Consider the following 24067-nt stretch of genomic DNA (forward strand, 5'->3'; position numbering starts at 1 on the left):
GTTATGTCAGATCTAATAGGAAAAGCAGTGACTCCTCCTGCCGTAAGGAAGGGCTTTGGGGAACTTTTTGGTGATGCAAAGAAAAAGCTTGACAACTTACAAAAGGATATGGCTAGCGTATTACCTGCAATGCCGGGTATGCCAGTAGCAAAGTATTTTGACCTTGCCATAGGGATAGACTTTCATGAGACGATCTTTCCACCGTCGCCATTATTGCCTGTTCCACATATCGGAATGGTATTCGACATTATGAGCGCGATCATGAATGCCATATCAACCGTAATGCCCCCACCTCCGCCACCGCCAGCTGATGGTTCAGATCCACCGACAAATCTGGCATCAATATGTACAGCTATTGTCAATGGAATGAAACCATCAGTTCAGGTTCATGGGCAGTGGGTGGCAAATGCAGGAACAGGAATCCAACATTTGCCGGGAATTTTTGTTCATATTCCATTCCCGATCGTAAAACCGATTGCAAGTTCTGAAATGTTTTTGGGAAGCAGTACGGTTCTTGCAGATGGAGGGCCTTGTTCTACACAATTCCATCTTGCTCTTTCCTGTAACCTGATCGGGATTCCGGCTCCTTTTCGCGTGACCAAGCCAAAACCGAAGGTTGCTTTAATGGCTCCCACATCAATGTTATCAATTATAACTTCTGCCGGAAAACCAGTGCTAGCAGGTGGACCACCAACGATAGACCTTTTCCAGTTGGCGATGAGCCTTGGACTGAAAGGAATGGGTAAATTATGGAAAAAAGCAGGAAATAAACTACAGGATTTTATTGACCATGTAAAACCGAATAAACCCAAGTTGGCGAAAGTTCTACAACCTGTTAAATGTAGATTATTCGGTGAACCTGTAGATGCTGCAACAGGAAGAGTATATTCTACCAATACAGATATTGAACTCTCTGGCCCGATTCCTTTTCTCTGGCAGCGTACCTATTATAGCGATGCAGAAGAAAATGGGCCTTTAGGCTATAACTGGCATCATAGCTATAATATGGGATTGTATGATCTTGATAATGGCTTTGCTTCTCTACGTCTGAGTGATGGTCGTGAGACGGTTGTCCCAATGGTGGAGTTTGGGGAAAAGTATTTTAGCCGAAAAGAACAGTTAACCTTTACTAGAGACGAAAAAGGCTACCTGCTGATTGATGCCAATAAATTACAGTATAGATTTAATGGTGGATTGAGCACTGAAGGTTATCGTATGCTTTCGTCCATAAATACATCCGAAGGTTTTTCGATCACATTGGATTATGGGTCCAACGGCTGTTTAAAAAAAATCATAGATAGTACTGGACGGCTCATTCAGGTAGAAAGTGATAAGAACCTACGAATTGTTCGGCTGTTTACAGTTGCCAATGATAGAGAAATCACCTATATCCGATACCAATATGATGATCTGGGTAATATGGTGTACAATAAAGATGTTATCGGAGCAGAGAAACATTTCTATTATGATGGACATTTATTGGTGCAGCTTACCAACCAGACTGGGCAGAATTTCTATTGGGAATATAGGGGGAAAGGTGATGATGCAAAATGTATTCATACATGGGGCGATGGTGGAATACTGGAATATTTTACAGAATATAAACCTGGGCATACGATCACCAAAAATAGCTTGGGTTTTATTGCTGAGTATTTTCACGATGAAAGCAGCTTGATCTATAAGATTATAGATGAAAACGGTGGGGTAACCCATCAGAAATATAATCAATATCAAGAACTTGAACTGGTTGTCAATGCGGAAGGTCTGGTGCAAAAGTATTACTATACGGAAAACGGACTGATAAAAAGTATTCAAAATGAAAACAATGAACAGAGCCAGTTCCGATATGATGAATTTCATAATCTGATAAAAGTGATAAGCCCATCGGGTGCTTCGATCGAATGGGAATATGACAACTTAAATAGGATAATATCTAAAAGGCTTCCAAGTGGAAATCAATTATTTTATAAGTATGAAGAGAGGTTCCTTCGGAAGATCACAGATGATAAGAATCGGACAGTAAACTTCTTTTATGATGACACAAATCATCTTGTTCAGATTACCTATCCAAACGATACATATAGTAGATGGGATTACGACAATCAGGGAAATGTAATCCGTGAGCGTGATCCGCGTGGGAATCTAACTTACTATAAGCATGATGACGCAGGTAATGTTATTTATTTAAAAGAACCTGATGGAAATGAACATTATTTTGAGTACGATACTTCATACAATATTGTTCATGCAAAGGATGACCTGCATGATGTGAAGTTTAAGTATGGTAGTTTAGGTGTTTTGCTGAGCCGTACACAGAACGGTCGCACGGTAAGATTCGGTTATGATACCGAACTACAGGTAAAAAGTATCAGTAATGAGAAAGGCGAAGCCTATCGCTTTGCTCTTGACGGAATGGGAAATGTAACAGATGAATGGGGATTTGACAGACTTCATCGTCAGTATGAGCGTGACCCAATTGGAAGGGTCAAAAAAGTAATACGACCTGATAACCGTTGGACGGAATACGATTATGATGGTACCGGGAAGATCATAAAGGAACAGCATCATGACCTGTCTTTTGCTGGATATCAATATAATAAAGACGGATTCCTAATTGGTGCAATGAATCAGGATATGACCTTAAAGATCCAAAGGAGCAAAGATGGACGTATCCTAAAAGAACAGCAGGGACAGCATTGGGTAAGCAAGGAATTTGATAAGGAAAATAACACTTTGTCAGTAATAAGTTCTTTAGGTGCCAATATCAGCAGTCAGTATGACCATTTTGGACAATTAGCAGAAATAGAATCTGGTGAGTGGAAAACTCAATGGAAATACGATTCAACAGGGCTAGAAATACAAAGGGAGCTCACTGGTGGTATCAGTCAAATCACAGAACGTGACCAACTGGGACGAGTTGTTGGAAGAAGTATCAGTAATCATAATGTTGAAAAAAGCCGAACACGCTACCATTGGGGAAAAGCAAACAGACTCCTAAAAACAATAAATGAGATTACGGGAGCAAGTACAACATTTAGTTATGATTCCTGGGACAACCTTGTTAGTGGTGCCTATGATAACCGTAAAGAAACCGAAACGATTTACAAAGCACCAGATGCCATTGGAAATCTGTTTGAAACGCCTGATCGCACAGACCGGACCTATGGTCCCGGAGGAAAGCTACTGAAAGATCTGCGTTACAATTATTATTATGATCTCGAAGGAAACCTAATTTTCAAGGAATTCCGGAAAAGTGCTGGGCAGGCAGTAGTACATGCTTCAGCCATAGAACATAAATATGGTATTAACCTTACGGGTAGTGGTATTGGCTGGCAATATGAATGGAAAGGAAACGGAATGCTCACTAAGGTTATATTGCCAAAAGGTAATGAAGTGAATTTCTTCTATGATCCTCTGGGAAGACGTATTGCTAAAGAGCATAAAGACAAAGTAACCCGATGGTTATGGGATGGTAATGTTCCACTCCATGAGTGGCAATATGATGGTAGTTTTCCACCAGAAATGACCTTAAATGAAGAAAATAACATTGAAGAGCGGTCTGAATCTGCGGAAAATGTAATAACTTGGCTGTATCAGGATGGAAGTTTTGTTCCTTGTGGCAAAATAATTGGTGATGAGCAATTTAGCATCATCAGTGATTATCTTGGTACACCAACTCATGCTTATGACAGTAGTGGTTCTTTGGTTTGGGAAAGAGAACTGGATATCTATGGCTCTTTAAGAAAGGGGAATAATGAATTTGTTCCATTTTTGTACCAGGGACAATATGTAGATGTAGAGACTAAATTGGCTTATAATCGTTATCGATATTATGATAATGAAAGTGGCAACTATATAAGTCAAGATCCAATAGGTTTAGAGGGTGGAATAGCACTTTACCGGTATGTATCGGATTCTAATTGTTGGATTGATCCACTAGGCTTAACACCTTGGGGAGATATGGGAACTACTTTTGCTGACTGGTGGGACAATCATGCAACAGGCGAAACTATAAGAAGTAACAAAGCTTCTGTCGAAGGCGCATTAAGGAGAATGAGTGGTGGTAAAAATCATGAAATGTTTCCAGTTTCCATGGCAGAAAAAGCCAAAGAACTGAAATTTACACATTCGGAATTGGAAGCTTTGACAGTTAAGACCAAAGGTGTTTGGTTCTCAGATGTTCCTGATAGTGATGGAGTATTGCATACTGGGCCACATTCAGCTGGGAAGAAATTGCCTGAAGGCCAGTCGGGCAAGGCTAGTTCATGGTTCCATTCTAATATGATGGATGAATTAGGTAGAGCTAAAACTAAAGTTGAGGCAATGGAAATAATCAATAGACATCATAATAATCATATGTCTATTCATCATTAAGATCACATAATTTAATATTTATAAAAAATGAATAGAATGTCATTAATCCATGTATGGATAGGAAAAACAGATAAAAGTTTAGAAGAATTTGAAGAGTATTTTGATTTAGACTCTTTTTATGAAAGTGAAGAAGGTGAAGATTTCGAAAGGTGTGGATTTTGCAAGGAAGTAACTTTTAGCGAATCATATGGAGAAGATTTTATAGGTTTGGATTACAAGGAAGATCCTACATCTCTTGAGGACATATTAGATGAAATTCCATCTTCTAAAATTATACCCTTAATAGTAGATAAATGCAACGCCTTAAATATTACAGAAGCAAATGCTATGTTTTATTATAGAGATGCTGAGTTACCAAAACCTGAAATTGGAAAAAAATATAATGATTTATATTATGTTGGTGAGTTCCCGATTTAATCTCCTAATTATAAAATATTTGAATAAATTAAAGCCGCTTAGTCGGCTTTAATTTTGATTGAGAGAATCACCTTTGCTAGATTAGTTTTCAGAGCTGATCAATTTTACAACCTTCTTAAATCAGTCGATACAATTTCTTGTGATCGATATAAAAACACAAATTTTATGCAAATTATTTTTGACAGATGGCATCAAGGTGTCGTAACAAAAGAGACAATTTTCATCAAACGTTTTTCACAATTGGAAGACTTAATCATTCGCTTGGATCAAGAGGAATTTACCGAAATAATATTAAAGGATATCAAGATTGAATTACATGTTTGTGGTGGCAATGAAAGTTTTATTTGTTCATTTTCTACGAAAGGAGATGTTTATGATCTACTCAATACTGAACAGATTTCCAGTAGAAAGCATATGTCTATCATAATCGGAGGAGAAGAATCATTGTTTTCGCCTAACAGAGTAATCTCGATTGAAAACATACTCATAGCAGCGGAGTATTTCTTTTTGAATTGCTCAATGGATACCAGCTTAAAATGGAAAAAAAGAGGATAATATAAATCTCCTCTCAGAATTCTTAGTCATTATCATTGCGACTACAATTTTAATAATTTAAAACAAAATTTTTATGGATACTAAAACAATGTTAACTATTGCTGCCACAATTTTAACTTCTGCAATTCCGGTACTTGTTGGACCGTATTATTTTAATGTATATTTGAAACGGAAATTTAAGAAAATACAATATCTCATTGATTCAAACAGTATTCTGAGCAATGTCGGGGATGACTTCAAATCAGGTTTTATAGAACCTACCATACAGGAAAATCTCTTTTTTATCTTGTCGGGTATCAAAACAAATCATAAGAGTATCCCAGAATAATATGAGCTAAAAGATACGTTAGGCCAAAATTACCATTGGGATATAATCAGAAGTGCAAAACCTTATTTTCGTTTTAATGATGAGGGTAAGATTATTATTGAATTATCACACTCAACTATACTTATGAAAAAAGTATCAATAGGAATAGCGGTTATTTGTGCAATAATTGCTTTTATAATCCTATTTGGTACCACATATATTAAAGTACTCCCCATTGTTAGGACACAATACTCCTTATTTTAAGAACAATAGTCAACCTTGTTGTTATTGTTGTGGTGTGGGAATGTGTGTAAACCCGTAGGGTTTTCCACATTTCCATGCCTTTTCTTTCTTTTTTTGTTCTTTTTTCTTTGTTGTTCATGCCGCCGCCGGTGTGTAACTTTCCGCCGGGGTCCTGTGATCCAATGATTCGTGACCCCTTCCGTTATTGTAAAAATCCATATAAATCTGCAATCCCCGGTAAAGCTCCAGCCCCTCCATGGCAGGCTTCAGGTAGACATGTTCATATTTCAGGCTGCGCCAGAACCTCTCGATGTATATATTATCCAATGCTCTTCCCTTGCCGTCCATGGATATCCGCACACCGTTGCCCGATAATGCTTCCTGGAATTCGTATGCCGTGTATTGGCTGCCCTGGTCCATATTGACTATATCCGGCGCACCGCACAGTTCGAAGGCTTCCCGGATTACTCGCGTACACCAAGGCGCATCCATGGTGTTAGAGATGCTCCAGTGCACGATATACCGGCTGTGGACATCGATCACGGCCATCATGTACATGAATCCCTTCTTCATCGGGATATAGGTGATGTCCGTCTGCCACACCTGGTTGTTCCGGTTGATCACCATGTCCCTGAGCAGGTACAGGTATTTGCGATGTCCTTTGCTCGGTATGCTCAACTTCTTTGAGGGATATATCGCCATGAGCCCCATAAGGCGCATCAGGCGCCGTATGCGCTTCACATTCACCACATGCCCCTCCCTCAGGCACACATGGGCACACATGGACACCCCCCCGTATGCGGGTGCTCAAGGAAGAAACGATCCATCGTTTCCATCAGATCCAGGTTCAGTCCGCTTTCCCCGGACGGAACGTAATAGAAACCCGAACGGTGGATTCCCAATAGACCGCATTGTTCGCTGATACCCATCGGCTCTTCTTTCTCAACCATCATCCGCCTATCGCAAACACTGAAACTCACTGCAACTTTTTTTTTAACCAGTCGTTCTGCATCTGAAGCTTGCCGATCTGCTCGTATAGGCGAGCCTCTTCGGCTTGCTGCGCCTTCGTGTCAACCGCTTTCTCCGAAAACAATCGGCCGCCCTCTTCCACAAAATGTTTCTTCCATGCCTGGATCTGCGTGGGATGAACATCGAACTGAATTGCCAGTTCCGGAACCGTCTTCTGTTCCTTAAGGGCTTCTATCGCCACTTTTGCCTTGAATTTTGCACTGAATTTCTTTCTGCTCAACTTCCTCATCGTCAATAAATCTACGGTTATATTTCTAACTTTAATCAATTGTCCTAATAGAGGGGAGTACTATATATTGATTTCAAAAATCCCTTGGTTTATTTAGTCCTTTATATTGCAGTAATAATATTATGTCTCTTAGCTTTTTACATTCTACATGTAATTACTCCCGTTCAGAATGCATCAGATATTAAGAAAAGACTGGATCAAATTACAAGCTTTGGGCAACAAAGAACAGCAAATCTATAACATTACCCGCCACATATCGGGAAAATATGGTGTTTTGTAATGAAAATGGGCGAGATCTCTTAAGAAACCATATCCTGCAACATCGGTTCTGTAATCAAACTCAAATTCATTTTTCCTATTTAATAACTTTTCTTTGAATTCTTCAAAACTTATATCGCCATTCAATTCAAAATTTTCATAATCAACTTTAGAAACTTTTAGTTCCGATTGATAGCCATCATCTACCGATTTTGAAAATAATTGCTCATCTAAATCCAGATCCTTTTCTTTTATCAAATCTAAAGAAACAGAATATTTATTAAGATGTGGTATAAATAATCCTAAATCAATTTGATTATCATTGATAAACTTTTTCATAAAGAAAAATCTATCTTCAACTCCTAGGATTATCATATACTCCATTATTACGTTAAGAAGAGGAGATGTAGAATCTGAATAGTATATAGGTTTTATCCTTGATTCAGTAAACTTTATAACATTTGAAATACTATTATTTGCATCAGGCAAAATTTTATAATCTCTATGCCGTAAGGTAATATACCCACATACTTCTATCAAATATTTCTTTGCTGTTTCTAAATCATCAAGAGCAATGAAAAAATTTAAAACATTTATAATAGTTATAGAATGAATATCAATTAAAGGACGAGCAGAAACATTATTAGCTTCTAAAACCTCTACTAAGATATTTCGCGCAAGCTTTTTATCAAAATTTGGATCAAACAAGATGGTTGTTTTAAGAAAAAAAGTTAAATGAAAAAGATAATCAAACGTTCTAACAGTATAACCTATTTGCTCATAACGTCCGCCCGTTTCTGAAAACAAACCATCTTTCATTCTTGCTATTGGCAAGGTTCTTCCAATATACTCATCTAAAAGTCTATAATAGAAGAAAAAAACCTGATTGAAATAATACAATATTTTTTTATCAGTTTCCAGTTTATTTTTTAGAATCCAAAACCAAAATCGGATTACAACGAAAGAGACATATTTTCTTGCTATTTCTAAATTATTATATTCTTTGGATTCTGTATATATTATGAATGAAATTAATTTTAACGATTCAAAAATAAGCTTCCATCGTCTAGGAACTGTTCTTTTATAACCGTTCCAAGCTTCTTCTTCAAACAATAACTCATCGATTAGCAGTTCAAAATCATTCTGAATATCGTCATTAGCGTTTAGATTAATCAATACTTTGTTAAATAGTTTTGTATTCTTTTTGTTGGTGAGAAGATTAACACCAAATAAATCTTCTGAAAACAATTTGGTAAGTTCCGATATTCCCCATCTATCAAACTCTATATTTCCGCTATCAGGAAATTCCAGTTTTATAAAACCATCAAACGTTTCGGAAATATTAGCTTTTATTTCTCCGTTATGAACCAATATTACCTTTAATGGAAGATTATAGAAATTTTTTCGTGATGTAGTAAACTCTCTATGTTTTGCTTCTCTTAATGATTCTACGATTCCGTCTTTTTTATGATAAGTTGAAGTTGTTACATCTCTGTCTTCTCCACCTTTTATCTCAAAATAAAATCTTTTTGTAATTCCGTCTTCATCTTTTCCTATTGCAACAACGTCCTTCCCATATTGAGGGAACCCCTTATATTCGTTAGGTTTTGATAGAATGGTAAATCCTTTTGATTCTAAAAGGATTGGAAAGATCAAGTCCAATTCTTCGCTTTCAGTAAGAGATTCCAGATATTCTCTGACTATGATTGGCTTTATATCCATTAATTGTCGTATTTACTTTTATTAGAGTTTAATATATATTCGTATAAATCAGGATTTTTATAAATTCTACCATCTAAATAAACAGAATGCTGATGGCTTCCTAAAGCTCTTACCTCATCCTGGCTATCTAATTTCCAGGCATTACCTCTGACGATGACTGTTGTTTTTCCAGTATGTTCCAAAAAGGTTCCTTTACCTTCTTTTATTTCTTCCATCATTTTTGCACGACTTTCGTGTTCTAACCTATAATATAGATCTATTTGACTGCTTTCATTCTGATGAGGAGAAAGATCATTAATCTTACCTTTAAAGTCACACATCTCATTATAACTTTCTAAAACTTTGGTAAAATATTTTTTTAAATTTTTATCGGCAGTTGAATTGGATAAATGGTTTACAATTGTATCGTACATATGTTTATGATATGCCTCAAAAATTAATCGCCCCAAAGCCAATTTAGATTCTTCCCTGACAGTTTTATACTTTGAATTTCTAAATTGCAATAAAAAAGGAACCAAGCTTTCTATACTATGTGGGAATCTTTCAAAAGCTTCTATCATCCGTAATTGCCCTATTTCTATATCAACTGATAAAACATTTACCGGAAAGACACCCATTAATGTCAAATGTATTCCTCCGATTCTCATTATTATACTTTCATTCGCAAGTAATTTTAAAATATGTTTCTCCGTTTCTACTTTATTAGTTTTCCAAAAATGTTTTATTCCATACTCGAACAAGGATAAGTTTGTCCTAAATTCTGTTTTAAAATATGTAAGCTGGAATAAATGAAAATAATATTTGGGATCTTTGAAATTGTAAAAATAACGCTCTATTAGTCTAATATTCTTTGTCTTATTTAGGATGTAATGCAGAAAATCATATCTTTCTAATTCAAAATTTTCAATGCCGTGAATCAATATATGATCAATCCAGCCCTTTATATTTTCATCTTCTTTTTCATAATATTCATAGAATTTCTCGAAAACTTTATTCTTCACACTCTCTGAATTGGGCTTGACTTCTAATAATTTCGCATAAAATTGGACTATTTCAGAACCGCATAAATTATCCTTAAGTTCTGTATTCTCAACAACTGTTATTGCAATTTGAAGATCTTCATCATTCTGATAATCTAAATTTGCAAGAAAATCTATTAAAATTTTTGGATGGTCTCCAAAAACATCAAATGCATTCTTAAAAGCATTAACGTCCTGCTTATATAAAGCAGATAGAATGTTTTTTTGTAGGTATTTGAATGGCAAATCAAATTCGTCTTTTTTCCAGTATTCAACAAGTTCGTTTGCAAAAGTCGGTTTATATATTGCTAATTTTTCTGAATATTTAACTGTGTAAAAGCGATGAATTTCATCACTATTGGAATGCTGTATTGCTTTACTGATAGTTTCTTTATCACTATCTAATTTCAGTTGTGCATGATAATAATACTTTTCATAATCATAGAGATGTTTTTCTCGTTCTCTTCTTTCATCAGTTAATCCCAATAAAAATTCCGTAATTTCCTTACCATCATTATTACGCTTAGATAGGATAAAAGCTCCTAGCTTCTCTATAATAGTGTTATAGGAATTTGCAAAAGGGGCTCCATTGAGTCTTTTTATTTCTTCATAAAAATTTTCATAGAATAAAAGTGAATCGGAAATTTCGTTGGGAAGTTCGAGATTCAGAATACTTTCTGCATAACTAATTAAGTATTCAAAAATCAAATCTGTTTCAAGGTTAACATTTAAAATATCTTCGTCTCTAACCAAGATATTTTCTTTAATTAATTCTTCAACTTCCTGAATATCTACAGCATTCAATTGTAATTTATCAACTTTGAAAACTAAATCAAACAACTTTTTAATATCATTTCTCATCAACAATAATTTAATATAAATTTAAGAAAAATTTGAGTTTGTAAACCAACTTTAATCTTCATGTTTCTGATCTCTATTAAGAAAGAAATTAAGTGAAGGTATCAGAACAAAACAGACTATTTAATCAAACGTTTTTTCCAGTTTGAAGATTTAATTGTTAGTTAGGTGGTCAAAGCGAATTTACCAAATTAATAATATAGAACACCATAGTTGGATTGCATTGGTAGTAAATATTATATTAGTTTATTCTCTATAAATGGGAATATTTTTTGATCTTATTAAAAAAGCTCCTATTTTCAATTAAAATAACCAGAAATTAGGAACAAACTTATATTCAGTCAAATGCAATCTGTTTATACACTTTATAGTTAAAAATATTTAGTAACTTCTTGGCAAAATTAGATTAGTATGAAAAGAATCTATACATTGGAGACTTTTACATTATTAGATTTGGATACAAAGAGTTTTATAATTGAAGACATTTTATATGAAGAATATCTTAACAGACAATCTGAATTATTTATACTTGAATCAGAGGCTATGTATACAGAAGAAGTAAGAAAAGAGCATGAGATTCTATTCGAAAATTTAATAAAAGAATTGACTTTAAAATTATTTGAGAATCGTGATGTTATTGAATTTGATCTGGAAAAAAGAGAATTAGAAGTTATGTATGAGAATGAGGCTTTTTACAATATAATAGATCGAGAAGGAAGCATAACAATTCAACCAGAAGATAAGCTTTTCAACCCCAAACTAAATTAAATTTCAGTTGAGAATTAGGATTGCTCTAAATATGAATACTAAAGCAATCCTATCCTGTACTATTATCCTCTTATTTCATTTAAAAATGTTAAAAGTGGTATTAAGAGTTCGATTGAAGTACCTCTCTCCCGGCAAGATGTGAAAACAAAAATTTTCAAAAGGCATCAAAAAATAGATAAATCCTACAAAATCAATGATTTGCAGGATTTTTTTTTGTTTATGGCAACTGCTATAATTTTCAAAAATACTCATAAAGTTTGTGGCACATTCGTGGCACTTTTGAAATTTAAGAAAAAGTGCCACAAAAAAAACGTAACAAACTAGTTATCAACCTGTATAAACACATTAACGACTTGATTACTTTAGGCTTTAGTTCGACATTAATAACCCTTAAAAAGTTTAATTATGTTAGAACAAAGTTATGGGCTCAATTTCTTTTTGAAAAGCCCAAAAGTCAAGAACAGAGCGATGCGCTTAGTGTATGTTAGAATTACCGTCGATGGAATTCCCAAAGAAACCTCCACAAACAGAAAATGGGACGTCATTAAAGATTCTATATTGTCATCATAGTTATCTGTCACTCACCATCATAATCTTGGAATACAGAAATAGTGTCTTGATTTATTTTCTAATACAAAGTGAGTTGTGATTACTGCTTCATTTAAATTTCAATTTTATTTATCATGATTTTTAAAACTTCGGGCATTGAAAATCAATACCCGAAATGACTATAAACTGTTATAAACGTTATTGAAACAGCTTCGTACTTGTTACCATACATAAGGTTCTCTGTTCAAATCCCAAAGATTATCAACTTCATTTTCTTCAAGAAATGTTTCAAAACTATTCCATCCTTTATCTCTTATCAACTGAGCTTCTCCATAATATACAGGAATTATTAGAGGGAAGATAACTGATCTTTCTTCAATATCTAACTGTTGCAAATCCTCATCAAAATAAAATGGCAAAGTAAAATACAATGAATTCATTTTAGTTTCTGAAGTAATGGTAAAATCAAAGGATATGACATCTCCCCGTTTACCGTCTTGTTTTTGATGATTATAGAGCGCCATTAGTAATTACTTCGGCCAAAACTTGGAATGGTACGATCTGGACAAGTATTCCGCAAGGAAGACAAAAGGAAGCAGAGTTATTCGGCAAGGAAATTAGTAAACATTTAAAAACTTAATCATATGTGTTATTACAACGGACAACGCGTATCGAGGGACGAATTCATTCGCTTAATGGATCTCGAAAAAGCAGTAATGAATTATGATTTTTTAGATCAGGATATCCACGAAGGCTTTAACTACGGAAATATCGCCGTTTTACGCCCTACAGAAGATAAATGCAACTTCGATATCGTCCAGATGGAATGGGGCTTTATTCCTTCGTATGTAAAAAATAGAGAAAATGTAAAAAAAATGCGTTTTGGCTACAAGGATGATAAGGGCAAATGGCATCAGCCTTATACAACGTTGAATGCCAAAGGTGAAGAACTTTTATTGATAGATGAAACTACTGGTCGTGAAAAAATGTTCCGGAAAGCAGCACTGGAAAGAAGATGCTTAATACTTTCAAGTGAATTTTACGAGTGGCGGCATATTTATCGCCTTAATAAAAAAACCAATCAACCGGTTAAGACAGCAGATAAATATCCTTACCATATTGGACTTAAGGGAAAGGAATATTTTTTCATTGCAGCAATCTGGCAAAATTGGACTGACAAGGACACAGGAGAAACAGTGGATACAGTAGCTCTCGTAACTACCGAAGCAAATCCACTCATGAGACAAATTCATAATTCAAAAAACCGGATGCCTACCATGCTACCTGATGAACTTGCCTGGGAATGGATGATGCAGGATCTGAGTGAGGAAAGAATTACAGAACTTGCAACTTATCAAATTAATGCTTCCGATATGGAAGCTTATACAATCGAAAAAGATTTCAAAATAACAGGAACCCCAACTAAAGCTTTTGTTTATGCAGAGGTACCTGAACTGACCTATGAGGTTTAAACTTTGAAAAGAAACAAGAGAAATTTAAACATTTAAACTATGCTAGTATATTTAGGAAAAGACAATCCCTCCTAAAATACAAACGATGGGCTCCATAGAATCTACCCGTTATTTAAGCAAATCGAGTTTAATCCTATCCTCATGAGGGTTTATCCTGATACTAAAATAATTAAAGCAGGTTGATTTGGTCGGCCTGCCTTCATCCTAAAAAGCATGTTATGAAAAAAATAAGAATAATAATTTTCAAAAATATTTAAAGATTTTGGCACTTATGATGTTAAGCTGCTAGTCACCAAAAGCAAATAAAATTAGTACTTTGAGTGGCGCACCAGACACTACAAAAAAACATTTCGAAAATAGAAATTTGGCAGCATTCAAGTAAAAATCTGCCTAGCCCCTGAAGTGTACAAGGTTAACGATAATGATATCGTAATAAATTACAAGCTCACCAATTATTCTCTAGCACCGATGCAATACCGAAGAGATTTCAGAATCGAGAAAGAACAGGACACTAATTGGATCAAAGAACCTTTTGTACTTTACCCTGATGTACTATATCGACCGTCGTTTTTTAATCGGGGGCGAAAAAAGCATAAGTTTTTTTTGGATAGTGCTAAAAACAATATGTCTATTTTAAATAGGTTGAAATATCTCAACAGTTATTATGCAAATTGCTTTTAAGGGAAAGTAGGATTAATTTAAGGATTTTATAGCGACAGTTGTCTTTCAAAAATTAAATAAGTGATAAATCTTTATTTGCTTCAATCATATTCTTACCGTTTCAGTTGAAAGTGCTTCTGAACCTATCTGTACGTCTTTATGAAAGATTGTACCACCAGGGCCCCACTCCATTATACCAGTTGTAACAACATCTTCGAAGTCCTTCCCGTGGTATCTTTTACTCATTCGGTGCCATTGGGTATTTCCGGACATAAAATGTTCCATCGCATTTACAAACATTCTCGCGTCATCGGATATGGCTTCATCACCATCGTACCAGGCATCCCTGATTCTTATAAAATCCCGGTATGCTGTTTCAATCTGGCTGCAGGTTTCCTCTGCCGCTTCCTGGAGGGACATTCCGCCGGAAACCAATATAGGGATAATGTTGTTTACATTTTCCAGTTTACCTTCTTTGCACTCTTTATACAGAGAGAAAAGGTCATTCGTCAATGTGACCTGCCAGGTACATACTTTTTCCAATTCTTGCATGACAGAGTGCTGGTATTCATCATCGGTCAACTGTATTTCATACAGATATTCGGCCATTAATATACTGGTAATGCATGCTATACAAGTGAGACGGTATTGTTTATATACTTCTATAGTAAGATCATTTTCTTTTCCACGCATATGCCCCTGCATAGCTGCATTTTCCATATATTCCCTGAAACGATCAATATATCTTTTGCGAAAAGAAGGAGTCCCTGATTTCAAAATCTTTTTCATATAATTAAATATAAGACGCTGATAAGGCCGGCCTGAAGTTCTCAGAGCAATATCCCGCAGGATTCTTTTCAACCATGGAGCTCCATCTCTTAATGTTTCGATGACGGCAATATTTTTGTCCCAGTATTTTTGGATCATTGCGGGGTCACCCTGGCCTTCTCCCCAGGGTTCATCTGACTGGTCATCAAAAATACAATAGAGCTGAAAGTAGTTGCTCAGCTGAATAAATTTGTCTTTATCCTTTGTTAAAGGAAAACATAAAGCAGTCCAGTATACCAGGTCACATCCGATCGTATGGATTGCCTGTGCTTCGTTTTTGAATTTTCCTATTTTCGTTGCCCAGTCCATTAATTCCCTTGCAAGTTCTTTACTGTAATGAGGGCAACATTGAAATTGAAATGGCTCATAATAGCTTCTTAGATAATAACGAAGTGGAAACTGTTCTTTAATTGGTGTGCTCATATTTTTATCTGGTTTATGGTGTAGTTTTATATTAGCCGTGCAACGTAAATTTAATTTAAATTCTTAATGTTAAATAATTATTTTAATGAATATAATATCAAATTTTAGATAAACACACAATGATATTCTGACATTTGTCGTTTTGAAATAAAAATATTCAACACAAAAATTGTAAAACTAAGTGCAGGATTAAACTATCAATCTTAAAGTGATTTTATTTACAGGAAAATTTATTGGTTGTAAGAGTTTGGTGAGTCGAAATAATATTAAAAAAACTACCCATTGTTCTATTTATATCTTTTGGTTTTAAGAGCATTCTACATTTTGCGAGTCTTTCTAGCCTGCAATTTCTATATAAAATAATTCCATAATAAAACACCGGCAGATTGAGGATCTTCGGCTGTTTAAGTCATATTATAATATGCCGGTAGCAGATACGTGCTCTGTTGTTATGGGCGGTCTATATGAAGCATTCCAAAATAGCGTAAATAACCAGACATGGGCTAACATAGCAGCAAAACTTGGAAATAAATTACCATCTTTGAATGAACGGTCCAGACTTCTAGCCGTTTACGAAACTGGGCACAAAGGCAATAAATGTAATTAAAAACATCGATATGAAAATAAGAATTATAATTGCAATCCTGTTAATTTTCAGCTATTGCACTGTTTTTGGTCAAAAGAACGATGAATTTCCTTCTTACGAAAAATTCAATTCAAGCTTCGCAGCACACTTAAAATATCCTGCTAAACTTCAAAAAAAGTGTGCTACGACTATTACACTAATGAAAGTAACTTTTGATCGTAGTGGCGAAGTTGAATTTCTTAGTTTTTCTGATAGTGCCGAACCAGAGTTTGTAAGTTTAATGCAAGAAATTAAAGATAAACTCGATTTCAAAAGTATTTATAGAGACCTAAAAACAAAACAGAAAGAACTTAAACAGGTTTTAATTCCAATTCACATTGATTTCGAAAAGATGGATGAATGTAAATCGACAATTACATCTGCAAACCTACAGAAAGCATATCGTTTTGCTGGAACTCCGATTTCAGGAGAATATTTTATGTATCCAGCTCTTTACGGCAGGTACGTCGTAGGAAGAACAATTGAGTGAGAAAAGTGAACAAGAATCTAGCTAATCACTTAGTCTTTATTTTTGACTGATTACATAATATCCTAGTTTAATCTTAGAATAGAATGTTACAATGCAAGAAAACGTTTCAAAAAATTTACTTATTACATATTACGAAAATGATTGCAGTAACGAGGAGATTGCTCTTGTCGAAAGCTAGTATCTAGCAATTCCAGCACCTGGCAACGAAGATCAGGATGGTGTTGAAGATGCAGTGGATAGATGTCCTAATACGCCGATAGGCATGCCAGTAGATGCCTATGGATGCCCGCTCTTTTAATGACTAGGGGTTGCGAATAGGACCTTAATATCCTAATTTATTTAGGCAATGGCTGTCATTCAGGAATCTCCCAATGATGGCCACTGCCTTTTTTTATTCCTTTACTCCTAAAAATAGTACCCATGTTTACGGTAATTGAAATTATCAGATAAATTCCACTTTACTGCTTTTATCCATGGCTTCTCTATACACTTATTCATCACCTGATCTCTTCAATAATCATTCAGACCTTATTCTGTGGCGTGTTCGATCTGACCTAAGCTTCAGACCCACTACTACAGATCGGTCGCGCTTTCCGCTATATCTTTTGCCCACAAAAGGATGCCGCTGCTATCTCTCACGCAAGATCATATCTTTTAACATCTACTTTTAGCTATCCATAATATACTTTCCCCGCAGTGACAAAGAACAGGATATCAGAAAAGCGTGGCCGGCAAACTACATTGCAAATGCCGACTATTGGTATATGCTTGTCCAAAATGCCGAGGAGAAAAGTAAAGATGTATTCAGCAATTAAGCTAAAAACCTTCGTTGTAATCAGTCCCTTTTTTCTGAACTGCTTCAAATGACCCTGGATAACACTTGACTAAACCAGTTTGATTTTATTTTTCAGGATGTTAAAATTTACAGCTGCATCAAACTTAAGTTCTTTATAGTTTAAACAAGCACTGAGTCTAATAACTTTGCATTTTTTACGATACAGCATAAAAATAAATGACCGAAAAAAGTACATATCATCCCTTTTCGGTCATCTTTTTTTAATTATGATTATTTAATCATCTATACTCTGATTGCTATCTACTGTAAGATTCCCAGTCAATATTATCTTTCGCCCATTGTTTGGCAGAGGTTGTCGGAATTCCTTTCTTGCCATTGAAGGTATTCTCCAGCGGCCAGGAAACACCTCTTCCCACTCCGAATATAGAACGGTACTTTTTAATAAAATTGGTAGGATCGTTTTTAAGGTCATTTGTAATCTCTTCCATATCAGAAAGCGTACGCTCATACTTCCGGCCTGATAATGATTCTGCAATATCAGCCAGATCTCCGTAGGTAATCGTATCACCGGCGATATAGACGATCTCATTTTCGATCTGTGGTTCTATAAAGAAAATCTCAGCGGTAAGCCGCCCAATATCATCCGGTGTGGTCAATGTAACTGCCGTATCCCATCCACCTATAGCATTGATCGATCTATTTTCCAGATCTAAAATGCCGAAGAACGGTTCAAAAAGATAACTGGTAAACATACCTGTGGAAATAATAACCCATTTTGTGGTACTTTGTGATCTCAAAAGCTCTCTCACATCAAGCTGCTCATCAAAAAGATCCTGCGCACTTCCCCGCCCTATCACTTCAAAGTCCACTCCGAACTGCCAGGGAAAATATCTTTTGACACCGGCATCAATAACCGCATTGGCCAACTTCAGCTGAAAACCTCCTGCGCCTGTTCCATAACCTGTACACGAAACAATAGCGTCGTAATTTCTGAAAATATCAATAAGCTCAGAAGAGGGAGCGGACAGATCCCCCGCGAGCAATTCCACACCCAATTCCCGGATCTCTGTAACATTCTTTTTCTTATCCGGATCTTCAGAGTTGATCGTTGCTTCTCTCAGCAGTACGGTTACTGTGACGTTATTATAGTTTTTAGCCTTTTTTGATATATTTCGGATAACAGGCATACCTAACTCACCTGCACCCAAAATTAAAACTGATGTATTTTCCATATTAAAATAATTACAATTTGAATCCATTATCCTAATGAATTCTTTTTCATATGCAAAATTACCACCTTCAAACCCCAAAAACAATAAGACACCTCATTGTGAGCTACTTACATCCATGTTAGTTTTTTGAGTTTTAGTCACATTAATTTTAAATGAAGGTCAAATTTTATTTTCTAAATGCATCTTTATTATAAAGTTCCTTTTGCAAAAGTTTTTTCATCAGAAAAATCTATCTTTATTAGCATTAAATATACTTTATGGAAAGACTGATGACGGACGAAGAAATCGTAAATGCCTGGGACGACATTTGCAAGGTACTGAACAAAGAACAGGATCAGCTCAAACATGATATACTAAATCATGTCGGCAACAAATGGTCACTCTTTGTCATCCATGCCTTGGGAATAGACGGTAAAATGCGTTTTACAAACCTGGAGAACCACATTAAGGGTATCAGTCAACGGATGTTGACCAAATGCCTGCGCGAACTGGAGAGAGACGGGCTCATTTTACGGACCGTCCATCCCGAAGTTCCGCCAAAGGTCGAATACGAATTAACAACTTTAGGCCGTGGCTTATTGGTGCAGGTTACTCCGCTTTGGTTATGGATTGCCCGTAACAGCAATCAGCTGAACCAGGCAAGAGAAAACTATACGAAATAGGCCAAAGGCCGATGGACATATCTGAAAATGTTTGTTGAACACCATTTCGTTGCTGCAATGGTTGTTCAACAAAGTACATTTTAACAGCTAAACTTCCGAAAGATGACAATTATAAGACTTTTTCTATAGAAGAATAATAAAAAATTATGAAAAAATAAATGTCATCGGATTATCGATTGTGAGCATATAGTTGGCTAATGTTTCACCACAAAACGCTTGTCCGCACCTCCTTTAAGGATTGTCTCCAATGCATCCGGCAGGTCTTCAATTGAAATGACCTGTACCATTTCTGATAAAAAATCCGGTTTGAAATCATCAGCAAGACAACTCCATATTTCCTCTTTAAAGGATAACGGCTGCTCCACGGAATCAATACCAATCAATCTGACCCCTCTCAAAATAAAGGGATAAATGCTCGTAGCCAGGTCCCCGGATGCCACATTGCCGCAACAAGTTACTGCACCACCATATTTGAGAGACTTGATCATTCCGGACAATATGTTTCCGCCAACGCAATCGATACCTCCGGCGAAATCGGTGGCTGACATTGCCCGTGCATCATATTTTGAGGTAAAATCTTCCCTGGAAATCACTTCTGATGCTCCAAGTGTATTCTGTATATAATCATTGTTATTTTTTCCGGAGATTGCGACCCCATCATATCCGATCTTTGAAAGGATAGCGGTAGAAATACTGCCTACGCCTCCCGTAGCACCGCTCACTACGATTTTCCCCTTATCCGGAGTTAGTCCTGATTTAATCAGGTTAAGTACCGAAATACCTGCTGTTAAGCCCGCAGTACCGTAACACATTGCTTCAAACAACGTTAATCCCTGAGGCAATCTGATCACCCACGCGGCAGGAACACTAATATATTGTCCGAAGCCACCCCAGGTATTCATCCCAAGGTCATATCCCGTGACAATAACAGAATCTCCCTCTTTGAATAAGCCTGACTTTGAAGAAATCACTTTTCCGGCTGCATCAATTCCCGGTATATGAGGGAATTTTCTCGTTACCCCCTTGTTTCCGGAAGCCGACAAAGCATCTTTATAATTCACGGATGAATATTCCACTTCTATCAATACCTCATTTTCAACCATTTCGCTGAATGGTACCTCTTCAACAGCGTTATTGTAAACACCTTCACTTTCTCTCACCATCAAGGCCCTGAATGTTCTGCTCATAAGAATAATTTTTAGTAAATTTGATAATTAAATTATTAATAAACAATAACTTACAAAAAGGCCATATACTGCATAAAAGTATAGTTTATTGATTACCAGACGATAAAATTATGTCAGAGATAGAAAAAATTGAAACGGTCTGCCCATCGGATGTTTTCCTGCAGGTCATCAAAGGAAAATGCAAAACAACTATTATTGTCCTGATCAAGAAAAAAAGGAACCGCTTTACTGAGATGAAAAAAACACTCCCCACCATCAGTGAGCGGACAATCGCCAAACAATTGAATGAATTGGAAAGCGATGGCATTATTACCCGCAAGGTTTTTAATGAAGTTCCTTTGAGGGTCGAATATTATTTGACAGAATACGGGGAAAGTATTTATCCCATCGTTCGGGAAATGCGTAAATGGGGTTATATGCATCTCCAACATTTCAAGGGAGATAATGAAAAAGAGCTAAAAAGACTCGGGCAACAGACATAACTTCCTATCTATAGCTATCTTTAATACGATTGGTTTGCTGTGCCTGCTTGCCAGGATGCCGTAGCATTTCGGTTAATATAAACCGAAGTACCGCAGTTGAATAAATTTCAGGCGGCTTTTTCTAGCGGCATCTCTTAGATCATTAGACAATTGTAAGTGTTCCAGATTTTTAACTAGCACAGATTAGATCAAACATTTAAAGGTTGAAAAAATCCACTATTCTTCCAAAGATTGATTTCTTTGGTTTACCGGGTTTTCCGTATAGTCTCTGCGGGTTTTTCTCCTTCATATAATTTTCAAAACTAAAGTAGTTATCTTCATCAGCGTATTTTTCAATACATATAGCATAATAAAAGGCCTGAAAATCTTTTATAGCGTTTTCTTCCCTGTCGGTAATATCTGCCAATTGATAAATTTTGTCAAGCAGGTTTTACAGCAGATCATTCAGATCCTGGTCCTCCAATACCCTTCCAAAGCAATCAATTGTTTCTAAATCGGCATTAGATCGAACTCTCTTTTTTGCTTGAAATCTTTAAAAGTATAGGCAAAATGGCCTTCCGTAATGCAGCGCTTTTCGACCGGGTGTATCTTTAAATATTTGTATAACAATACAGCCTCAATATTATTGATCCTAATACTGAAAACAGTATACTGTATCTGTGTAGGGGAAACGTTTGACTTAGCAGTATTTAAATGCATCATAAATTAAGATTGGCTTGTTAATATATTAAATATTACGACAAGTAAAAAATCAGAAAAAAATGGGTTAGTTTTTTTTCTGTACTTAAAATCATCTACAATACATTGAAATTATCAGCACATATTTAAAACAAACTATATATCGGTGTCCCGTAAAATTGGACGTGCCCTACTTTCATTTTTAGTAAATGATTGCAGGACCGCGCTGTCCGCTTTATCTTTTGCCCTGGCAAAAGGATGCCGCTTCCATTCCTCACGCAATATCATATCGTTCTGATCACTACTTTCACTTATCCCTAAATTCCTCCCTCCCACTGGCAAAGCACATTTTCTCCAGCGCGCCATCCTTCACAAAAAAGAGCTTTCTGCCCCCCGAAACATAGCAAATTGCAGGCTGTCTTCCCTGAGGCAACTCCTTTCACCCTGCAATTCCCTATGAAATCACATTGCTTTTTAACCCAAATATTTTTTAGATAATAATTGTGGGGATCACTTTTTACAAAAGAACAGTCGAAAAAGACATTCAAAAGTACATAGGGTAAATGTAACACTAGCTGCCAATACTTTAATTCTAACTTGCCCCGACATTGGTTCCGGTAAATTGTTGCACGTTACTATTTGTAGTACCTCTGGGCCACCAAATTCAGTTATCATTATTTTTCTATAAAACATCTTTTCCTTAATTTTTTCGTTTTTATTGCTTTTAATAGGGAAACCAAGGGATATTTCTGCCAATAACAACTTAATATTATTCTACATGCATTACCTCAATACTAAATTTTGTCCAACTCAGTTTGGTAGCGCCAAGAAACCTCTTTCCAGTTGATGATTTTCCAAATATTTTCCAAATAATCCACTCTTTTATTCTCATGCTTCAAATAATAAGCGTGTTCCCAAACATCAATACCCAAGATTGGAACACCTTTGATCTCGGCAGTATCCATAAGCGGATTATCTTGGTTGGGTGTCGAAATAATTTGTAGTGCACCATCTTTGATAATCAACCAAACCCAACCGCTTCCAAAACCTTTCAATCCAGCTCCATTTACTACTTTTTTAAGATTTTCCAAACTACCAAACTGATTGTTAATGACTTTGGACAAACCTTCTGAAAGTTCTGTGGCCACAGGTGAAAGACTTTTCCAAAACATTGCATGGTTATAATGTCCACCTGCATTATTTCGCACAGCAACAGGGTATTTTGAAATATTTATGAATAATTCTTCTAATGAAAGATTTTCAATTTCCATTTCATCTAAAGCTTTGTTTAGATTATCTACATAGGTTTTATGGTGTCTATTGAAGTGAATATCCATCGTTTTCGTATCGATAACGGGCTCTAGTGCACTTATTTCATAAGGCAACGGTTGTAATGTGTATTTCATTTTTTTAAATTAAATGGATGAATAATTATTGATGATTGACTGATTTGTTCCAAATATTCTACGAATTAAAATTTCATAAGTTTCTGCCTTTTCAATCTGAATATTGAAAGCCTTGCGTAAAGTGTAAATCAATTTTTCAGGATCCTGCAATAACTTGGTGAGTACGACACCATCCTGGCTTCTGTGTTTAAATTGATTATTTTGAAGCGTATAAACTCCGTTTTCACCTCCTCTTGTAATAATTAAATTTTTCACAAAGCCCGATTGAGGATTTGTTGACATATACCAGTTGGCAACTTCTAGATCCTGTACATTACTTTGTTCATTTTCAAAACTGTACATTTGAAACCAATCCTTATTCCAGTATTCAAGTGTATAAAAAGTCTCGTTTCTCACAATTCGATACCCGCTTTTAGAATTCATATTTTTTGCATTGCTAATTAGGGGGACAGGAAAACAAGGTGTAGTTACACCGAAACCGGTATCCACCAAATAATCTTTACCATCGAGACTAACAATAATAAAAGCATGTGTTTTGGGCGATAAAGAGCTATCAGCCTTTTTCCATAATACTCTTCCTAAAAGGATTTTTTTTTGAAACCCTATAATTTCCAATACATAATTAAGAAGCAGATTTTGCTCATAACAGTACCCTCCACGCTGTTGATGAACTAATTTTTCAAAAATATGTTCTATTTGCAGATTTACCATCGAGACTAACAATAATAAAAGCATGTGTTTTGGGCGATAAAGAGCTATCAGCCTTTTTCCATAATACTCTTCCTAAAAGGATTTTTT

The 24067-nt window shown here is 35.7% G+C and carries 21 protein-coding genes; 10 read left to right on the forward strand and 11 right to left on the reverse strand.

The window, feature by feature from the left end; all coding sequences use genetic code 11:
• Window positions 1-3: 3 nt before the first annotated feature.
• From J2772_RS23085 to J2772_RS23100, 4 genes are all read left to right on the forward strand, one after another.
• Window positions 4-4374 carry a DUF6531 domain-containing protein gene (locus J2772_RS23085; RefSeq protein ID WP_209921109.1) on the forward strand — a complete coding sequence of 1457 codons (4371 nt, stop codon included), beginning with the start codon at window positions 4-6 and terminating at the stop codon, window positions 4372-4374.
• Window positions 4375-4410: 36 nt separating this feature from the next.
• Window positions 4411-4791: an immunity 22 family protein gene (locus tag J2772_RS23090; RefSeq protein WP_209921110.1), complete on the forward strand. Its 381-nt coding sequence runs from the start codon at window positions 4411-4413 to the stop codon at window positions 4789-4791.
• A gap of 165 nt (window positions 4792-4956) precedes the next feature.
• A complete protein-coding gene (locus J2772_RS23095) occupies window positions 4957-5346 on the forward strand; it encodes a hypothetical protein (protein ID WP_209921113.1) in 390 nt (129 codons plus the stop codon).
• Between the two features lie 73 nt (window positions 5347-5419).
• Window positions 5420-5674 (forward strand): hypothetical protein, encoded by a 255-nt coding sequence (locus J2772_RS23100; RefSeq protein WP_209921116.1) that lies wholly within the window; start codon window positions 5420-5422, stop codon window positions 5672-5674.
• Between the two features lie 357 nt (window positions 5675-6031).
• On the opposite strand, the gene J2772_RS23105 is transcribed toward J2772_RS23100, so the two are convergent.
• The 4 genes from J2772_RS23105 to J2772_RS23120 all read right to left on the reverse strand — a co-directional run bounded on the left by J2772_RS23105 (window position 6032) and on the right by J2772_RS23120 (window position 11014).
• Window positions 6032-6685, reverse strand: a complete 654-nt coding sequence (locus J2772_RS23105) for an IS3 family transposase (protein ID WP_410494460.1) — start codon at window positions 6683-6685, stop codon at window positions 6032-6034.
• 187 nt (window positions 6686-6872) lie between these two features.
• Window positions 6873-7154 (reverse strand): transposase, encoded by a 282-nt coding sequence (locus J2772_RS23110; RefSeq protein WP_209921122.1) that lies wholly within the window; start codon window positions 7152-7154, stop codon window positions 6873-6875.
• A 234-nt stretch (window positions 7155-7388) separates the two neighbouring features.
• On the reverse strand, window positions 7389-9134 hold the full coding sequence (locus J2772_RS23115; RefSeq protein WP_209921126.1) for a hypothetical protein: 1746 nt from the start codon (window positions 9132-9134) through the stop codon (window positions 7389-7391).
• Complete coding sequence (locus J2772_RS23120) at window positions 9134-11014, reverse strand: hypothetical protein (protein ID WP_209921129.1); 1881 nt, start codon at window positions 11012-11014, stop codon at window positions 9134-9136. Before J2772_RS23120 ends, J2772_RS23115 begins: the two co-directional genes overlap by 1 nt.
• Before the next feature lie 408 nt (window positions 11015-11422).
• Here J2772_RS23120 and J2772_RS23125 point away from each other — a divergent pair, with 408 nt between their 5' ends.
• Both J2772_RS23125 and J2772_RS23130 read left to right on the forward strand, forming a co-directional pair.
• Window positions 11423-11779 (forward strand): hypothetical protein, encoded by a 357-nt coding sequence (locus J2772_RS23125; protein WP_209921132.1) that lies wholly within the window; start codon window positions 11423-11425, stop codon window positions 11777-11779.
• A gap of 405 nt (window positions 11780-12184) precedes the next feature.
• Window positions 12185-12349, forward strand: a complete 165-nt coding sequence (locus tag J2772_RS23130) for a hypothetical protein (RefSeq protein WP_209921134.1) — start codon at window positions 12185-12187, stop codon at window positions 12347-12349.
• A gap of 200 nt (window positions 12350-12549) precedes the next feature.
• Here J2772_RS23130 and J2772_RS23135 read toward each other — a convergent pair whose 3' ends face one another.
• A complete protein-coding gene (locus J2772_RS23135) occupies window positions 12550-12852 on the reverse strand; it encodes a suppressor of fused domain protein (protein WP_209921136.1) in 303 nt (100 codons plus the stop codon).
• 171 nt (window positions 12853-13023) lie between these two features.
• Between J2772_RS23135 and J2772_RS23140 the strand changes: the two genes are divergently transcribed.
• The gene (locus tag J2772_RS23140) at window positions 13024-13800 is read left to right on the forward strand and encodes an SOS response-associated peptidase (protein ID WP_209921138.1); all 777 of its coding nucleotides are present in this window, start codon (window positions 13024-13026) and stop codon (window positions 13798-13800) included.
• A gap of 765 nt (window positions 13801-14565) precedes the next feature.
• Here the strand turns inward: J2772_RS23140 and J2772_RS23145 are convergent.
• A complete protein-coding gene (locus J2772_RS23145) occupies window positions 14566-15711 on the reverse strand; it encodes a terpene synthase family protein (protein ID WP_209921140.1) in 1146 nt (381 codons plus the stop codon).
• Window positions 15712-16328: 617 nt separating this feature from the next.
• Between J2772_RS23145 and J2772_RS23150 the strand changes: the two genes are divergently transcribed.
• On the forward strand, window positions 16329-16826 hold the full coding sequence (locus J2772_RS23150; protein WP_209921142.1) for a hypothetical protein: 498 nt from the start codon (window positions 16329-16331) through the stop codon (window positions 16824-16826).
• Window positions 16827-17918: 1092 nt separating this feature from the next.
• On the opposite strand, the gene J2772_RS23155 is transcribed toward J2772_RS23150, so the two are convergent.
• Window positions 17919-18854: an aromatic alcohol reductase gene (locus J2772_RS23155; protein WP_209921145.1), complete on the reverse strand. Its 936-nt coding sequence runs from the start codon at window positions 18852-18854 to the stop codon at window positions 17919-17921.
• 257 nt (window positions 18855-19111) lie between these two features.
• Between J2772_RS23155 and J2772_RS23160 the strand changes: the two genes are divergently transcribed.
• The gene (locus J2772_RS23160; RefSeq protein ID WP_209921148.1) at window positions 19112-19516 is read left to right on the forward strand and encodes a winged helix-turn-helix transcriptional regulator; all 405 of its coding nucleotides are present in this window, start codon (window positions 19112-19114) and stop codon (window positions 19514-19516) included.
• A 194-nt stretch (window positions 19517-19710) separates the two neighbouring features.
• Here the strand turns inward: J2772_RS23160 and J2772_RS23165 are convergent, their stop codons facing one another.
• Window positions 19711-20703 (reverse strand): YhdH/YhfP family quinone oxidoreductase, encoded by a 993-nt coding sequence (locus J2772_RS23165; protein ID WP_209921151.1) that lies wholly within the window; start codon window positions 20701-20703, stop codon window positions 19711-19713.
• Between the two features lie 110 nt (window positions 20704-20813).
• On the opposite strand from J2772_RS23165, the gene J2772_RS23170 reads away from it, so the two are divergent.
• Window positions 20814-21185 carry a winged helix-turn-helix transcriptional regulator gene (locus J2772_RS23170; RefSeq protein WP_209921154.1) on the forward strand — a complete coding sequence of 124 codons (372 nt, stop codon included), beginning with the start codon at window positions 20814-20816 and terminating at the stop codon, window positions 21183-21185.
• 196 nt (window positions 21186-21381) lie between these two features.
• On the opposite strand, the gene J2772_RS23175 is transcribed toward J2772_RS23170, so the two are convergent.
• The 3 genes from J2772_RS23175 to J2772_RS23185 form a co-directional block, all read right to left on the reverse strand.
• Window positions 21382-21591 (reverse strand): hypothetical protein, encoded by a 210-nt coding sequence (locus J2772_RS23175; RefSeq protein WP_209921157.1) that lies wholly within the window; start codon window positions 21589-21591, stop codon window positions 21382-21384.
• A 1066-nt stretch (window positions 21592-22657) separates the two neighbouring features.
• Window positions 22658-23269 (reverse strand): superoxide dismutase, encoded by a 612-nt coding sequence (locus J2772_RS23180; protein WP_209921160.1) that lies wholly within the window; start codon window positions 23267-23269, stop codon window positions 22658-22660.
• A gap of 9 nt (window positions 23270-23278) precedes the next feature.
• Window positions 23279-24004, reverse strand: a complete 726-nt coding sequence (locus J2772_RS23185; RefSeq protein WP_209921163.1) for an arylamine N-acetyltransferase family protein — start codon at window positions 24002-24004, stop codon at window positions 23279-23281.
• Between the last annotated feature and the right edge of the window lie 63 nt (window positions 24005-24067).

The sequence above is a fragment of the Chryseobacterium jejuense genome (assembly GCF_017877355.1).
Classification (GTDB): domain Bacteria; phylum Bacteroidota; class Bacteroidia; order Flavobacteriales; family Weeksellaceae; genus Chryseobacterium; species Chryseobacterium jejuense_A.

What these genes read in the sequence shown, in the direction of transcription:
- J2772_RS23115 (WP_209921126.1), bottom strand. Translation starts at nt 9,134, where the DNA reads ATGGATATAAAGCCAATCATAGTCAGAGAATATCTGGAATCTCTTACT.
- J2772_RS23135 (WP_209921136.1), bottom strand. Translation starts at nt 12,852, where the DNA reads ATGGCGCTCTATAATCATCAAAAACAAGACGGTAAACGGGGAGATGTC.
- J2772_RS23085 (WP_209921109.1), top strand. Translation starts at nt 4, where the DNA reads ATGTCAGATCTAATAGGAAAAGCAGTGACTCCTCCTGCCGTAAGGAAG.
- J2772_RS23160 (WP_209921148.1), top strand. Translation starts at nt 19,112, where the DNA reads ATGGAAAGACTGATGACGGACGAAGAAATCGTAAATGCCTGGGACGAC.
- J2772_RS23095 (WP_209921113.1), top strand. Translation starts at nt 4,957, where the DNA reads ATGCAAATTATTTTTGACAGATGGCATCAAGGTGTCGTAACAAAAGAG.
- J2772_RS23150 (WP_209921142.1), top strand. Translation starts at nt 16,329, where the DNA reads ATGAAAATAAGAATTATAATTGCAATCCTGTTAATTTTCAGCTATTGC.
- J2772_RS23155 (WP_209921145.1), bottom strand. Translation starts at nt 18,854, where the DNA reads ATGGAAAATACATCAGTTTTAATTTTGGGTGCAGGTGAGTTAGGTATG.
- J2772_RS23165 (WP_209921151.1), bottom strand. Translation starts at nt 20,703, where the DNA reads ATGAGCAGAACATTCAGGGCCTTGATGGTGAGAGAAAGTGAAGGTGTT.
- J2772_RS23125 (WP_209921132.1), top strand. Translation starts at nt 11,423, where the DNA reads ATGAAAAGAATCTATACATTGGAGACTTTTACATTATTAGATTTGGAT.
- J2772_RS23185 (WP_209921163.1), bottom strand. Translation starts at nt 24,004, where the DNA reads ATGCTTTTATTATTGTTAGTCTCGATGGTAAATCTGCAAATAGAACAT.
- J2772_RS23180 (WP_209921160.1), bottom strand. Translation starts at nt 23,269, where the DNA reads ATGAAATACACATTACAACCGTTGCCTTATGAAATAAGTGCACTAGAG.
- J2772_RS23145 (WP_209921140.1), bottom strand. Translation starts at nt 15,711, where the DNA reads ATGAGCACACCAATTAAAGAACAGTTTCCACTTCGTTATTATCTAAGA.
- J2772_RS23140 (WP_209921138.1), top strand. Translation starts at nt 13,024, where the DNA reads ATGGATCTCGAAAAAGCAGTAATGAATTATGATTTTTTAGATCAGGAT.
- J2772_RS23100 (WP_209921116.1), top strand. Translation starts at nt 5,420, where the DNA reads ATGGATACTAAAACAATGTTAACTATTGCTGCCACAATTTTAACTTCT.
- J2772_RS23090 (WP_209921110.1), top strand. Translation starts at nt 4,411, where the DNA reads ATGTCATTAATCCATGTATGGATAGGAAAAACAGATAAAAGTTTAGAA.
- J2772_RS23170 (WP_209921154.1), top strand. Translation starts at nt 20,814, where the DNA reads ATGTCAGAGATAGAAAAAATTGAAACGGTCTGCCCATCGGATGTTTTC.
- J2772_RS23120 (WP_209921129.1), bottom strand. Translation starts at nt 11,014, where the DNA reads ATGAGAAATGATATTAAAAAGTTGTTTGATTTAGTTTTCAAAGTTGAT.
- J2772_RS23110 (WP_209921122.1), bottom strand. Translation starts at nt 7,154, where the DNA reads ATGAGGAAGTTGAGCAGAAAGAAATTCAGTGCAAAATTCAAGGCAAAA.
- J2772_RS23130 (WP_209921134.1), top strand. Translation starts at nt 12,185, where the DNA reads ATGTTAGAACAAAGTTATGGGCTCAATTTCTTTTTGAAAAGCCCAAAA.